At 42.8% G+C, this 13,222-nt stretch carries 11 protein-coding genes and 5 tRNA genes; 1 reads left to right on the top strand and 15 read right to left on the bottom strand.

Annotation, left to right across the window (positions count from 1 at the left end):
• Positions 1-96: 96 nt before the first annotated feature.
• The 3 genes from nagA to tgt all read right to left on the bottom strand — a co-directional run bounded on the left by nagA (position 97) and on the right by tgt (position 4,448).
• Positions 97-1,248, bottom strand: coding sequence for an N-acetylglucosamine-6-phosphate deacetylase (gene nagA, locus SORDD05_RS09425; protein WP_001134442.1), 1,152 nt, complete (start codon positions 1,246-1,248; stop codon positions 97-99).
• Between the two features lie 140 nt (positions 1,249-1,388).
• Entirely contained in the window at positions 1,389-3,206 is a 1,818-nt protein-coding gene (locus SORDD05_RS09420; protein WP_061419422.1) for an acyltransferase family protein, read from the bottom strand.
• 99 nt (positions 3,207-3,305) lie between these two features.
• Positions 3,306-4,448: a tRNA guanosine(34) transglycosylase Tgt gene (gene tgt, locus SORDD05_RS09415; protein WP_061419419.1), complete on the bottom strand. Its 1,143-nt coding sequence runs from the start codon at positions 4,446-4,448 to the stop codon at positions 3,306-3,308.
• Positions 4,449-4,564: 116 nt separating this feature from the next.
• Between tgt and SORDD05_RS09410 the strand changes: the two genes are divergently transcribed.
• Positions 4,565-5,422: a DUF975 family protein gene (locus SORDD05_RS09410; protein ID WP_061419416.1), complete on the top strand. Its 858-nt coding sequence runs from the start codon at positions 4,565-4,567 to the stop codon at positions 5,420-5,422.
• Positions 5,423-5,462: 40 nt separating this feature from the next.
• Here SORDD05_RS09410 and SORDD05_RS09405 read toward each other — a convergent pair whose 3' ends face one another.
• The 12 genes from SORDD05_RS09405 to SORDD05_RS09350 all read right to left on the bottom strand — a co-directional run bounded on the left by SORDD05_RS09405 (position 5,463) and on the right by SORDD05_RS09350 (position 13,209).
• The gene (locus tag SORDD05_RS09405; RefSeq protein WP_061419414.1) at positions 5,463-5,825 is read right to left on the bottom strand and encodes a DUF1304 domain-containing protein; all 363 of its coding nucleotides are present in this window, start codon (positions 5,823-5,825) and stop codon (positions 5,463-5,465) included.
• Positions 5,826-5,835: 10 nt separating this feature from the next.
• Positions 5,836-6,261 carry a MarR family winged helix-turn-helix transcriptional regulator gene (locus SORDD05_RS09400; RefSeq protein ID WP_061419412.1) on the bottom strand — a complete coding sequence of 142 codons (426 nt, stop codon included), beginning with the start codon at positions 6,259-6,261 and terminating at the stop codon, positions 5,836-5,838.
• 197 nt (positions 6,262-6,458) lie between these two features.
• Positions 6,459-7,631: a LysM peptidoglycan-binding domain-containing protein gene (locus SORDD05_RS09395; protein WP_061419410.1), complete on the bottom strand. Its 1,173-nt coding sequence runs from the start codon at positions 7,629-7,631 to the stop codon at positions 6,459-6,461.
• 161 nt (positions 7,632-7,792) lie between these two features.
• Positions 7,793-8,416 carry an HAD family hydrolase gene (locus SORDD05_RS09390; protein WP_061419407.1) on the bottom strand — a complete coding sequence of 208 codons (624 nt, stop codon included), beginning with the start codon at positions 8,414-8,416 and terminating at the stop codon, positions 7,793-7,795.
• A 3-nt stretch (positions 8,417-8,419) separates the two neighbouring features.
• Positions 8,420-9,700 carry an MATE family efflux transporter gene (locus SORDD05_RS09385; protein ID WP_061419403.1) on the bottom strand — a complete coding sequence of 427 codons (1,281 nt, stop codon included), beginning with the start codon at positions 9,698-9,700 and terminating at the stop codon, positions 8,420-8,422.
• Between the two features lie 60 nt (positions 9,701-9,760).
• The gene (gene thrC, locus SORDD05_RS09380; protein ID WP_061419401.1) at positions 9,761-11,245 is read right to left on the bottom strand and encodes a threonine synthase; all 1,485 of its coding nucleotides are present in this window, start codon (positions 11,243-11,245) and stop codon (positions 9,761-9,763) included.
• Positions 11,246-11,320: 75 nt separating this feature from the next.
• Positions 11,321-12,598 (bottom strand): glutamate-cysteine ligase family protein, encoded by a 1,278-nt coding sequence (locus SORDD05_RS09375; RefSeq protein ID WP_061419398.1) that lies wholly within the window; start codon positions 12,596-12,598, stop codon positions 11,321-11,323.
• Between the two features lie 183 nt (positions 12,599-12,781).
• Positions 12,782-12,865, bottom strand: a tRNA-Leu gene (locus tag SORDD05_RS09370).
• Positions 12,866-12,874: 9 nt separating this feature from the next.
• Positions 12,875-12,946 (bottom strand) — tRNA-Gln (locus SORDD05_RS09365).
• A gap of 13 nt (positions 12,947-12,959) precedes the next feature.
• Positions 12,960-13,032, bottom strand: a tRNA-His gene (locus tag SORDD05_RS09360).
• 14 nt (positions 13,033-13,046) lie between these two features.
• Positions 13,047-13,117 (bottom strand) — tRNA-Trp (locus tag SORDD05_RS09355).
• 11 nt (positions 13,118-13,128) lie between these two features.
• Positions 13,129-13,209: transfer RNA gene (locus SORDD05_RS09350), tRNA-Tyr, on the bottom strand.
• Positions 13,210-13,222: the final 13 nt, after the last annotated feature.

Genomic DNA, 13,222 nt, shown 5'->3' with positions numbered 1-13,222 from the left:
GGGTGGTTTATTTGTCTCGCACCTAACGGAGCGAGACGGACTAAAAGTCACATAATAGAAAAGCAAAGGCTGAGTCATCACAGCCTCTGCTTTTTATTATGCTTGATAACGTTTCACACCATCTAGGTAGGTTGCAACTAATTCCAAATCCTTATCTAGTACGATAAAGTCAGCATCGTAACCTTCACGGATTTGGCCACAGACATCATCGATGTGAACAGATTTTGCTGGGTTGAGGCTGGCCATCATGACTGCTTCATGCGGATTCGCAATGCCCCATTCGACCACATTCTTCAAACCATCTTTGAGTTTGAGGATAGAACCTGCCAAATTGCCTGTCGATTTGAGGCGTGCTGTTCCATTGGCAACAACTACTGGGAATTCTCCCAACATGTAGTCACCGTCTTCCAAACCACCAGCTGTCATACAGTCTGTGATAAGAGCGATATTTTCAGTTCCTTTTTGCTTGAGCAAAATGTCACAGGCCTTTGGATCTACGTGGTGACCGTCACAAATCAATTCTGCATAGGTATGAGGCAATTCATACATGGCTCCCACCATACCGAGCTCACGGTGAGTCAACCCACGCATTCCGTTGTAGGCATGTACCCAAACGCTTGCTCCAGCATCGACTGCTTTTTTAGCTTCATCAAAAGTCGCATTTGAGTGCCCAAGAGCAACAGTCACTCCTTCACCCGTAATCGTACGAACAAAGTCTTCTACACCTTCACGTTCTGGCGCAAGGGCAATTTTATTAAGCAAACCATTGGCTGCTTTTTGCCAAGCACGGAACTCATCCATGCGAGGGTCCTTCATATAGGCAGGGTTTTGAGCCCCCTTGTATTTCTCTGTGAAATAAGGCCCTTCAAAATAGATCCCGCGAATCTTGGCTCCACTTGCTTCCTGGTAACGAGCACCGATATTTTCTGTTACTGCAAGCAACTGCTCGTAAGAGGAAGTCAACGTCGTTGGCAAGAAGCTGGTAACACCTGTGCTAAGCAATCCTTCACTCATGGTATGAAGGGTTCCTTCGATATTATTATCCATGACATCGACACCGCCAAATCCATGAATATGGGTATCCACAAGTCCTGGGGCAATGCTATAACCGGTATAGTCAATCACCTCAGCTCCTTCAGGAATCTGTTCTACATGCTTTCCAAACTTGCCATCCACAAGTTCCAAGTAGCCGCCACGACGAACTCCGTGTGGGTAGAAAAACTGATCCGCTTTAATATAATTAGGCATAATGATAACCTCCTTGATAGATTGTTTCTAGAATTTATTATGTCAATTACATTATAAACCTTTCTTTTTCATTTGTAAATGGTATAGACCTCTTTTCTGGAGATATTTTAAAAGAGCTGGATATCTCCAACTCTTTGATTTTATTTTGATTTCACAGGCAGTTCTTGAGCAGCCTTAACAGCAGCTGCAATTGTTTCTGCGTATAACTTAGCACCTTCTTCAATCATGTTGCTATCATTTCCAAAGTGAACTTGGTCTGTTCCAGCCCAGATTTCAGGGTGTTCCTTAGAAACCTTATTCCAGTCGGCGATGCTCACGTAAGGATTCTTTTCAGCTAATTCCCGTGCATAAGCCGCATACTGCTCAACTGATTTGTAAGTCTCCTTGCTCTTGTCACCTTCATAAGGAGTTACAAGAATCAGATGGTGGCCTTTGGGGAGGTTTTTAACTATCGTATCTAAGTCATCTTTGTAATTCTCTGGTCCGTTTACACCCGTTGCAATGACAACTGTTTTTAGAAGTACCTTGTTCTGGCTGTTATTGAGCATGATGTCATTGGCTTGCTTGGTCGTCCGACTAACCTGAGCGTTGATATTTGCTTCAGGAAGGGCCTCTTGTAAGGCTGTATTAGCACGCAAGGCTACCGAATCTCCAATCAGACTCGTTCCCTCAGAAATTCCAAGTCGGCTAGCCTCTGCTTGCTCAGCAAGAGTCTTTGTTTGTCCTATATTGGTCTGTGCTTGCTTGAAACCATTGACCATCAAGTCTGTTTCAAAGGCTCCAACTTGGGGAGCCACAGTTATGATAATCAAGGTAATCAAGGTAAGAATGCCAGCACCAGCAGCACTAATTGGTTTAATATGAGGCAATCGACTAATCTTCCGTATTAAAGGATTGGTCTTACCGGCAATCAATGGCTCAATAATATAGAAGGATAGGATAGCAAAGAAATAAGAAAAGATGATTGTCAGAATAACAGCGGACAAATTACTCATCAACTGAGAAAAGATAATATAAAAAGGCCAGTGGAAGAGATAAACCGCATAGCTGGTATCCGCTAGAAAGGTGATTATCCGAGGTTCTTGTATCTCAGGCGTTTTCTCATGCAAGACACGCGCAGCAAAAATCATGGTCACTGCCGCTAAACTTGCCAGCAAGAAGCCAAATAAGTACGCAAACAGGTAGGTGAACTTGACAAAGAAAGTCAGGAGAAACAATACCAAGAGACCTGCAGCGAACACCAGTAGATTCTGACGAAGATCCCACGTCCGATCAAATTGCTTTACCAAATCGCTCGTCTGACGAACCCCCACAACCGTCGCCAAAATGCTTCCTAAAAAGAAGGGATAGACATGGGTTAGACTTGAAAAGTAGACAGATGAATAGGAACTAGCCATTAGACTGCCAATAAACATGGAGAAAAAGCTAATGATGAAAGCTCCCGCAGAAAGGAGAAAGACCATCCCTCTCAATTGGCTACTAGATTTTGAGCGTTTGGATAAGAACCAAACCGCTAAGCCCCAAAGGATATAGTAGTGAACCTCAACAGCTAGACTCCAGTTGTGAACAAAGAGATGCGGAATGAACTGGGATTCATAACTGCCCCCTGTTAACATTTCGTAGAAGTTGGTCATAAAACCGAGAACTCCAGCAACCTGCCCACCAATTCCAGCAACGTAGTCTTGACGAACCAAAAAAGTAAAAGGCATGGTCACCAAAACCATCAGCACCACAGGTGGCACGATGCGGTAAAACCGTCTCTTAAAAAAGCCCAGCAAATCAATCTGGCTTTTCTTTCCAAACTCTTCTAAAAGGAGGGAGGTAATCAAGAATCCCGAAAATGTGAAAAAGACATCTACCCCGAAAAATCCTCCAGGAAAGATGGTCTGAAAGAAGTGGTACAGAAGCACCAGAAGTAAACCTGTAATCCTAATCAAGGAAAACCATTTAATACGCATACGAGTCTATTCTCCCTTTCGTTATACACTTTATTCTATCAAAAAAAGAAGAAAAATCCTACGAGAAAACGTAGGATTTCAGCATTCTATTTTTACACTTTAGAAATTGCGTCCTGACTTGTTGTAGCCATATTTTTCCACAAAATACTCACGAAATTCCAAGAGATTGTCATCCATGATAGCTTGGCGGACCTGCTTCATCAGGTTAAGCAAGAAGTAAAGATTGTGATAGCTAGTCAAGCGGATGCCAAAGGTTTCATCGGCCTTGAGCAGGTGACGAAGGTAGGCGCGTGTGTAATTCTTACATGTGTAGCAATCGCACTCAGGATCCAGCGGCGTAAAGTCCTCAGCAAACTGAGCATTCTTGACAACCAAACGACCTTGACTGGTCATACAAGTTCCGTTACGAGCAATACGAGTCGGTAAGACACAGTCAAACATATCCACACCACGAATAACTCCATCAATCAAGCTATCTGGCGCTCCCACACCCATCAGGTAGCGAGGTTTGTTTTCAGGTAGCAGTTGAGTTGTGAAATCCAAGACTGCATTCATCTCTTCGTGCGTTTCTCCTACTGCCAAACCACCTATAGAGTAGCCTGGAAAGTCCATGCTGACAAGGTCATGAGCTGACTGACGACGAAGGTCTTCAAAGCCTGCCCCCTGTACAATTCCAAACAAACCTTGGTCCTGTGGACGACGGTGAGCCTTCAAACCACGCTCAGCCCAACGGCTAGTACGCTCGATGGATTTCTTAACGTAGTCGTAAGGTTGGTAAAACTGAGGACATTCATCAAAGGACATCATGATGTCTGAACCTAGATTATTCTGAATAGAAATGGCTTTTTCTGGCGATAGGAACATCTTAGAACCATTGAGATGGTTTTTAAAGGTTACGCCTTCTTCTGTGATATTTCGGCTATCTGCCAGGGAATAAACCTGGAAACCACCACTATCCGTCAAGATTGACTGATCCCAATTCATGAACTTGTGGAGACCGCCTGCGCGTGCAATGAGTTCGTCTCCAGGGCGAAGCCACAGATGATAAGTATTAGACAGGATAATCCCTGATCCCATCTCCTTCAACTCCTCTGGTGACTGGGTTTTTACAGTAGCTTGGGTCCCAACTGGCATAAACATAGGCGTTGGGAAGGTGCCGTGGGGAGTGATGATTTCTCCCAGACGAGCTCCTGTGTGTTTTTCTTTCTTAATCAAACGGTATTTGATTGGTGAATCTGACATTTTCTACCTCCGAAGCTGGGAAAAACAGTCCCAGTTCATACTTTGTGCCCAAAGGCATACTGTATGATTTTATCAAAAAAACTAGGAACTGTCACGAACTATGGTATAATGAAAGAATGAAATACCAAAAAATTGATTTAAAAACCATTCGTCTGCAGACTAGGCAGTTTCAGGCTGAAAACCCCCGCCTCTTTCTCGTCTATCTCTTACCTAGCATACTGGTCATCTTATCAGGCTTTCTCAACCCCTTGGCTCGTCTCCAAGAAAGTGTTTTAGAGCAATCCTTTTTCAGCATGCTGGCGCAAGTGCTCCAAGCCTATCTCTTCCCACTAGTGGTTTCTTTTATGAGCACGATTTTTCTAGTAGGTGCTGCCTTTGCGACACTCCGACTCCTCAAGGATCCTGATACGGAACTCTCAGTAAAATCAAGCCTGACCCTCTTTGCTGAAGAGCGCTTCTCGCAAACCTTCCTGACCCTGCTCCTCAAACGTTTCTACCTCTTTTTATGGAGCATTCCAAACTTAGTAGGCGTTTATTTTCTCTTTTATAGCAATCTCTTGGCTCGGAGATTTGTCGCCCTACATCCTGAATTTCCAAAACTAGACCTCTCATCCGTTGAAACCGAGCAATTCCTTATGGCCTTTGGCCTCTACTTTTTCGCGAGCCTCATCTTGATGATTGTGGGAAACATCCTCTACGTTCCTCAACATTATGCCTACTCGCAGGTAGAATTCCTCCTCTGCGACACTCTGGATTTAGGACAGGCTAAACCCCGTCAAATCCTGAAAACCAGCCGTTTCTTGATGAAGGGTTACAAATTTCAACGCTTTGTCCTCGACTTACAACTACTCCCTTGGTACTTCCTCAACTGGATTACTTTTGGGATTGCTAGTTTTTCAATCCTTCCCTATATCCAAAACAATCACATCTTCTTTTACAGAGCCCTACTAGCCCGTAAGCGCCGAAATGGATAAGAGCATACAAAAACCAGCGTCTTTCAGGACGCTGGTTTTCTTATTTCAAAAGTAACATACTCAGCAGAGTCAAAATAGCGGGTCCACCTTGCTTCAGAATAATCTTCTTGTCTGCTGTCAGAGAACCGTAGGTCGCTGCACCAAGCACAAATAAAACAAAGATAGTCACAATTTCCAAACTTTGTGAGAAATAAATCCCGTACAAGAGAAACACGCCCAGCAAAGCATTATAAATCCCTTGATTTTTAAACAGTGAACTCACCGAAAGACGAGCCAGTTCTTCCTTATCCACATTAAAGACGCGACTAGTAGTGTCTGATTGCGTAGCCACACTTTCCAAATAAAAAATGTAAAAATGCTCCAAGGCAACGATAGTTGCTAAAATAATTGTAAAAATAGACATATTCTTCTCCTTAAATTTCTATCTCTTCTAAGCCAGATATCAACTTTTCTAACAAGCGACTGAACTCTTCTCGCTCTCCTTTTGTAAGTACACTCTCCATCTGACTCTTTACGTTTATATGGTGTTGGGGAGAGTTGGTTATTAGTTGTTCTCTCGCAAAGTCTGTCACTTCCACCAAAACCTCCCTCTGGTTTTCAGGATTCCGACGTCGATTAACCAAACCTTCCTTTTCCAAAATTTTAAAGTGCCTTGTCAAGGCAGCCTGATCAATCTTCAATCTATCCTGAACTGCTATTTGATTACACGGAGACTGATCGATTAAGAAACATAAGATTTGATAACGAGTGAGACTAATCCCCAATTGGCGTTCGAATAATTGTGTCATAGACTGATCTACTAATCGTAACTGATACAGTAAATCATGGATTGCTACCATAAACCGTTCTCCTTTAACATTGATTTATCAATAATTGACTTATCAAGTATAATGCAATCCAAAAAATAAATCAAGTAATATGCTTATATTCTCTTGAAATATTACTCACTTCCTCATATTTATCCCTTTTACCCTGAAGGAATGACACACAAAAAAGAAGCGGGAACTCAATCAGTTCCCAACTTCCATTTTAATGATTAGTTCATTGATACGTGAACGTGGTCATAGTGGTTTTCGGTTACGCTACCACGGTCTGGCATTGGATTCCATGTGTAAGCTGGTCCATATTTACTATCATATGGAGCGTAGAAACGTTGTTTCCAGATGATGTAGTTGATACCGCGGCTAGCCATATTTTGGACTGCATATTCCGCGATTTGATCTCCGAGTGCTGAACTCACTGGAACCATAAAGTCGATGGCCAAACCTTTACCATGGTCCCCACTGTCACCAGGACGGTAGCCACTAAAAGATGTAATTCCAAACAAGTTGGCTACTTCTTCTTTAAAGGCCGCCGTTTGTGGTTGAAGACCAGCATTCTCAGACTTAGCTACAGCAAGTCCTGCATAGTCAGGAGCCGCTGGAGCTGAATAAGTTCTTGACGGAGTTTGGCTTTGCTCTGCTTGATAAGTCGAAGTTGCAGTGTCAGAAGTTGCTGTTGATGCTGCTTCTTCTGTTGCACTTGTTCCTGTTGTATCAGCAGGTGTTTCAGTTGCTGGAGCAGCTGCTACTGGTGCTTCTGCTGGAGTTGTTGCTGCCGTTTCTTCAGTAGCTGGAGTCGCTGCTTGAGGAGCTTCTTCTTCAACTGGACTAGTTGTTTCTGCTGCTACAGGTGTTTCTGTAGATGGTGTCTCTTCAGCAACTGTCGCTGTCTCAGAAACTTCTGAATTTGGCGCTACTTCTGTTGGTTTTTCAGTCTCTGTTACAGTTGGAGCATCCTCAATTGGTTGAGAAAGATCTTCTACTTGAACTGTTTGTTCATCAACTGTCACTTGATTCGTCGTCAAATCAGCTGTCGCAGTCGTCACTTCTTCACTAGAATCCGCTTGAGGAGTTTGGATTTCAACTTCCGTCACCTCTTCTTCCTCATTGACAGTTGTAGTGAGGACAGTATCTGGGAAAATCAAGTCCATATTAGTGATTTTGTTCAAATTAGCAAGAACGGTTACATCTACTCCCAAAGCTTCTGCAATCGTGCTCAGGGTATCACCATACTGAACTGTATAGCTTGTTTTGTTGTCCGTTTTAGTCAAATCGTTTTGGATTTGCTCAACACTACGTGCAGTCCAAAGGACTTCTTCTGCTTGGGTTGCCAATACTGGGGCAAATGACAAGGCTACTGTTGAGACTAAAATCATTCTTTTCTTCATTCGTTCATATTCCTTTCAAATGAGTACCTGTCTATCATAACACAAAAAAAGCTGAAAAAAAGCCCTCTCGGGCCTATTTAACAGAACTGTCCATTCCTTGTAACAAACTCGATTACTTGAAATAGTTTGTTAGCTTTCTGTCACGCAACTGACACAATTTTTTATTCCCCAGCATCAAAAATGTGGGGAATATCTGCCAACGCTTGAATCCTGTGATTTCCTTCATAAGAAGACTCTAGAAAGTTAATGCTTTGAATGCTGCTATTCTGGGCAAATTCCACATCCAAAATCCGATCCCCTATATAATAGGTATCCCTAGGATCCAACTTATACTTGTCTAGCAGATATGTCGCCGCTTCTGGACTGGGCTTACGCGCAAAACCGCTCTGACTGGTTAGAATCTCTGTAAAATAACATTCCAAACCCAAGTCTCTTAGAATAGCGAAAGCATTGTCCCCCTTATGAGTATAAACAAACTGCTGAATCCCTGCTTCATCTGCCCAAGCTAGCACTTCACGCGCGCCTGGCATCAAAACTACCTGAGCATTCTTCTCAGCCAGACTTTGGGCACGTACCTGATTGAGCACTTCCGCATCCAGTTTTCTCTCTTCTGCCACCTGCTCCAGCAAATCCTGCACAGAAAACTTGAGGATAAACTCTCTCACTTCCTCCTTATCATAAGGAATAGAAAACTGAGCAAAGGTCTCTTCAATCCCTGACAAAATCGCTTCGTAAGAATCCAATAAGGTCCCGTCTAAATCCCAAATAAAAGCTGTTTTTTGCATTTCCTATCCTTTCAACATCATATAGCGCTGGTAACGATAACGTAGAAATAACCAGCGAAAACCATTATCCAAAAGTGTTCCTGCCCAAATACCAGGTAAGCCCCAACCAAGAACAATGCCCATCAGATAAGCTGTCCCGATACGGATACACCACATCCCGATACTTGTCGCATAAAAGGGAAAGCGAGCATTTCCCAATCCCTGCCAAACTGCCGTATAGATGACTGTCCCTGTCGCCATAGGAGTTCCTAGTAGAGAGAAAAGTGTCACTAGAACACTAGCCTCAACAGCTAGAGAATCCGTCGTATAGAGATGAGTTAGTGGTATCCCTAAGGCATAGATACTGAAAGTTAAGGGCAACATGAGAAGTAGAGAAAGCCAAAAGGTTTGCTTGCTCAAACTAGCGACTCTTTCCCAGTTATCCTCTCCAACTGCTCGAGCTACCTGCATGACTGTTGCCGTAGCGACGCCAAAGGCAGGCATGTAGTTAAACTGGGTCAAGACTTCTCCGACTGCATTCCCCGCTACTACCTCCGTCCCAAAAGAGACGACCAAGGCAATGATCACTACATCTCCAGCCCGCATCATGAGACGTTCTCCTGCCGCTGGCAAAGCCAAGATCAATAGTTCCTTATCTAAACCAAAAGTTGGTTTCTCAAAAGGTAGCTTTAATTGCGACCACAAAATCACCAGACCGACTAAGCGAGACAAGATAGTCCCCCAAGCAACACCCTCTATCCCCATGTCAAGGATAAAAATAGCTAGACTGGAAAAGAGAATATTCAAGGCATTGGATAAAAGACTAACATAGAGGGGGAGACGAGGATTATGCGTTGCACGAATCAAGGCGCCCAAACTGGTCATAAAACCCAGAAGAACAATCGAACCACCTACTAAAGAAAGGTAGAGCCCTCCACTTTCGGCCACAGCCTGATCAGTCCCCAAAAGTTCTATCATCTCTTGACCAGCAAAGATGGACAAGGCCCCTAAAAGCAAACTCAACAGCAAGGTAATCTTCAACGCCTCAGTCACATGGTAGGCTAGCTTAGACTGATCTTTCTGCCCCAAACTTTTTGAAATAACGCTGGAAATAGCAGCTCCCAGAGCGATAAAAATCGCCTGGTAAATGGTGATAATATTGCCAGCAACTGAAACACCCGAAATAGCGATTAAGCCCAAGTGAGCGATCAAGTAACTGTCCACCATTCCCATGAGCATCTGCAAAAAGTTTTCACCCATAGCTGGCAATGCAATATTAAGAATGTCTCTATTTTTCTTAAACAATCCTTCCTCCTGATGAAAAGAAACTCAGTTGGTTTCCCAACCGAGTTTACTCCCTCTGTCTTAAAGTCCTAGATAAGCCTCAACCGCTGCTTGCATGTCAGCAGCTGCCACTGTTGTTTTATGACGAACTGGAGCTGTTTCAAGGCCATCAACCGCTGGTGGCACTGCCACTCCTGAAATGTCATGTAATTGAGCAAAAGCTTCAAAGTCAGTCAAGCCAACCTTCCCAGTTACCGCTTCTACTGCAACCACTGGGAACTTGTATGGACTAGCTGTTGAAGCAATCACTGTCTTAGTCGCATCGCCAGTAGCCACTTGGTATTTTCTATAAACAGCTGAGGCAACCGCCGTATGTGGATCCTCGATGTAGGCATCTGTTTGATAAACACGCTTGATTTCTGCCGCAGTTTCTTTCTCAGTCGCATATTCAGCTGCAAAGAGTTCCAGAATCGCTGCATCAAAGTCTGTCAATTCATATTGTCCTTGTGTACTCAAGGCGTTCATGAGTTCAGCTGTCTTAACCGCATCATTCCCCAAAAGATGGAAAATCAAACGCTCCAAGTTTGAAGACACTAGAATATCCATGGATGGGCTAGTTGTGACCTTAAACTCACGTTTCTTGTCGTAAACACGTGTTTTAAAGAAGTCGGTCAAAACATTATTATCATTTGAAGCACAGATCAATTTATCAACTGGTAGGCCGATTTGTTTAGCATAAAAGGCAGCTAAGATATTGCCGAAGTTCCCTGTTGGTACTGTGAAGTTGACCTTTTCACCAGCCACAATCTCACCAGACTTAACCAACTGGGCATAGGCATAGACATAATAAACAACCTGTGGTACCAAACGACCGATGTTCATAGAGTTAGCTGATGAAAATTGCAACTTGTTCCCTGCCAATTTTTCACGGAGAGCTACATCGTTAAACATATGTTTCACATTTGTTTGCGCATCATCAAAGTTTCCATCAATAGCGATAACATGAGTATTGTCTCCAGTTTGAGTGGTCATTTGTAACTCTTGTACCTTGCTGACACCATCCTTTGGATAAAAGACGATAATCTCAGTACCAGGTACATCCGCAAATCCAGCCATAGCTGCTTTCCCAGTATCACCCGATGTCGCTGTCAAAATGACGATTTTGTTCTCCAAACCATGCTTTTTAGCAGCAGTCGTCATAAAGTATGGCAAGATGGACAAGGCCATATCTTTAAAGGCAATCGTAGAACCATGGAACAATTCCAAGTTGTATTGCCCATCCAGTTTCACCAATGGCGCAATAGCTGGGGTATCAAACTTGCTATCGTAGGCATTGTTGATACAGTAATCCAACTCCTCAGCTGTAAAGTCATCTAAAAATGCTGACAAAACTAACTTAGCCACTTCTTGGTAAGAAGCATCTTTCAATTTTTCAAAGTCCAAATCTACTTTTGGATAAGTAAGAGGTGTAAATAGACCACCATCCGTCGCCAAACCTTGTAAAATAGCTTGGCTGGCAGTTACTGTATTATTGGCATCACGCGTTGATTGATAAACTAATGTCATGAATCTCTATCCTTTATCTATAGTCTCTTCCATTATATCATGATTTTTCAGAAAATTCTCCCTTTATAAGGGAAATTATAGGCCCAATTCTTCTTTCAAAGGCTGTAAATAGGTCATTTCTTGCTTGCCTCTCTTCTCCAGTCCTTCCTCGGCTAGAAAGAGTAATTCTTTTGAAAACTCGACAATTGCAGTTTCTTCCTCATCTGTTAGCCTTTTCTTAGAAAATTGTCGCCTCAATGACTTGTAATCACGACCAAATGTGATAAAAAATGGAGCAGCTCGCAAGTAAGCTTCTAACTTATCTAAATTAACTAATAATCCCAAGTGAAAGGCAGCAGAAGCAAAAGTCCTATCAAGCGGCTGAGTACACACACTACGAAACTCAATAGTCCCTCTAGTTGTTAAGTCTTGGTACTGGTAACTACGGTGTGTCTGAAAGTCCTTCTCCTGAGGATAGATTAATACTTCATCCCCATTAAGGGTAAATGCCTGGATTTCAGGTGTAGTCAAATAGTTCCTAGCCTGAACAGGATAAAAATAATAGGTCTGCCCATCACGCTCCGCTGTGAAAATCGCAGAATGATCTAGATAGTCAAAAAAATCCTCCTCATCCTTAAAGAGTCTAGCATTGACACCTACATTCTCTGGATAGATACCATGCATAGATTCTTCCCAAAAAATATCTCTCGAAATTTTGGTATCCCAATCTGCCCCTGAAAACTCAGAATTTGCAAACAAATAAGCTTTTGCTGCTTCAATTTGAGTAAAAGCATTGATAACACGCAGAAAGTTAGACTTTGAAACGTCCAGTTGAACCTGACTTCCACAGATAAAGGCACCATACTCAGGGAAATGATGTAAATCTGATTTAGTTACATTTCTACTCAAATTCAGATAATCCATCAACATCTGATAGCGGGGATAATCCACTGGACAATTCTCATTTTTATCCCAGTTGGGATGAATGCCGCAGCCAACAATAGCATGATTAGCTTCACCCAACTTATTCTGAATCGTAGCCATATAGAAGTTAAAGCGTTCTTCTACCTCTTGGATAGATTTAGCCCTACCAAAGGCAAACTCAACGGTCGTATAAGCAACTTCAAATAAGATTGTATCCCGACTGACCGGATCTAGTAACTGAATTGGATTCCCAAAATCATCAACTTTCTCAACTGTAAACTTCAGAACAGAAGATAAATACCAAAACAGTTCCTTAACAACCTCAATATCCGTAGCCTTACCCTCTAAATTTACAACAGGATACTCCAGCTCAACCCCAACAAATAAATCAGGCTTCTCTTTTATATTTTCTAAGTAGCGCTTCTTAAGCAAGTCAACCGAACGAGACATTAACCACCAAACTCTTTCATAATCTACATAAAATGTGAATAAGTAATATTATACCAAAAACACACTAAAAATGATTAGAATAAGAAGAAAAAGATCATTCATCAGTTATCTGTACTTAAAGAAAAATATCAAAATCTTCACTAAATCAAAAAACAAGGTCCGAAAACCTTGTCTTTCATACTATACCGGCGGCCGGGGTCGAACCGGCACGTCCTTGCGGACACTGGATTTTGAGTCCAGCGCGTCTGCCAATTCCGCCACGCCGGCAAATAGTAACTGGGGTAGCTGGATTCGAACCAACGCATGAGGGAGTCAAAGTCCCTTGCCTTACCGCTTGGCTATACCCCAATAATATAAAATAGGCGAGTGATGGGGATCGAACCCACGCATGCCAGAGCCACAATCTGGTGTGTTAACCACTTCACCACACCCGCCATAATTCTATAAACACGGGCAGTAGGAATTGAACCCACACTGAAGGTTTTGGAGACCTTAGTTCTACCTTTAAACTATGCCCGTAACTAAAGGAATGGAAGGGGAGGGATTCGAACCCCCGAACCCGAAGGAGCGGATTTACAGTCCGCCGCGTTTAGCCTCTTCGCTACCCTTCCTAGTCATAAGTAT

Source organism: Streptococcus oralis (assembly GCF_001578705.1).
Lineage (GTDB): Bacteria > Bacillota > Bacilli > Lactobacillales > Streptococcaceae > Streptococcus > Streptococcus oralis_J.
The sequence above is the reverse complement of the archived record's forward strand: the minus strand, read 5'-3'. Positions and strand labels throughout refer to the sequence as shown.

What these genes read in the sequence shown, in the direction of transcription:
- tgt (WP_061419419.1), bottom strand. Translation starts at nt 4,448, where the DNA reads ATGTCAGATTCACCAATCAAATACCGTTTGATTAAGAAAGAAAAACAC.
- SORDD05_RS09375 (WP_061419398.1), bottom strand. Translation starts at nt 12,598, where the DNA reads ATGTCTCGTTCGGTTGACTTGCTTAAGAAGCGCTACTTAGAAAATATA.
- SORDD05_RS09400 (WP_061419412.1), bottom strand. Translation starts at nt 6,261, where the DNA reads ATGGTAGCAATCCATGATTTACTGTATCAGTTACGATTAGTAGATCAG.
- SORDD05_RS09390 (WP_061419407.1), bottom strand. Translation starts at nt 8,416, where the DNA reads ATGCAAAAAACAGCTTTTATTTGGGATTTAGACGGGACCTTATTGGAT.
- nagA (WP_001134442.1), bottom strand. Translation starts at nt 1,248, where the DNA reads ATGCCTAATTATATTAAAGCGGATCAGTTTTTCTACCCACACGGAGTT.
- SORDD05_RS09410 (WP_061419416.1), top strand. Translation starts at nt 4,565, where the DNA reads ATGAAATACCAAAAAATTGATTTAAAAACCATTCGTCTGCAGACTAGG.
- SORDD05_RS09395 (WP_061419410.1), bottom strand. Translation starts at nt 7,631, where the DNA reads ATGAAGAAAAGAATGATTTTAGTCTCAACAGTAGCCTTGTCATTTGCC.
- SORDD05_RS09420 (WP_061419422.1), bottom strand. Translation starts at nt 3,206, where the DNA reads ATGCGTATTAAATGGTTTTCCTTGATTAGGATTACAGGTTTACTTCTG.
- thrC (WP_061419401.1), bottom strand. Translation starts at nt 11,245, where the DNA reads ATGACATTAGTTTATCAATCAACGCGTGATGCCAATAATACAGTAACT.
- SORDD05_RS09405 (WP_061419414.1), bottom strand. Translation starts at nt 5,825, where the DNA reads ATGTCTATTTTTACAATTATTTTAGCAACTATCGTTGCCTTGGAGCAT.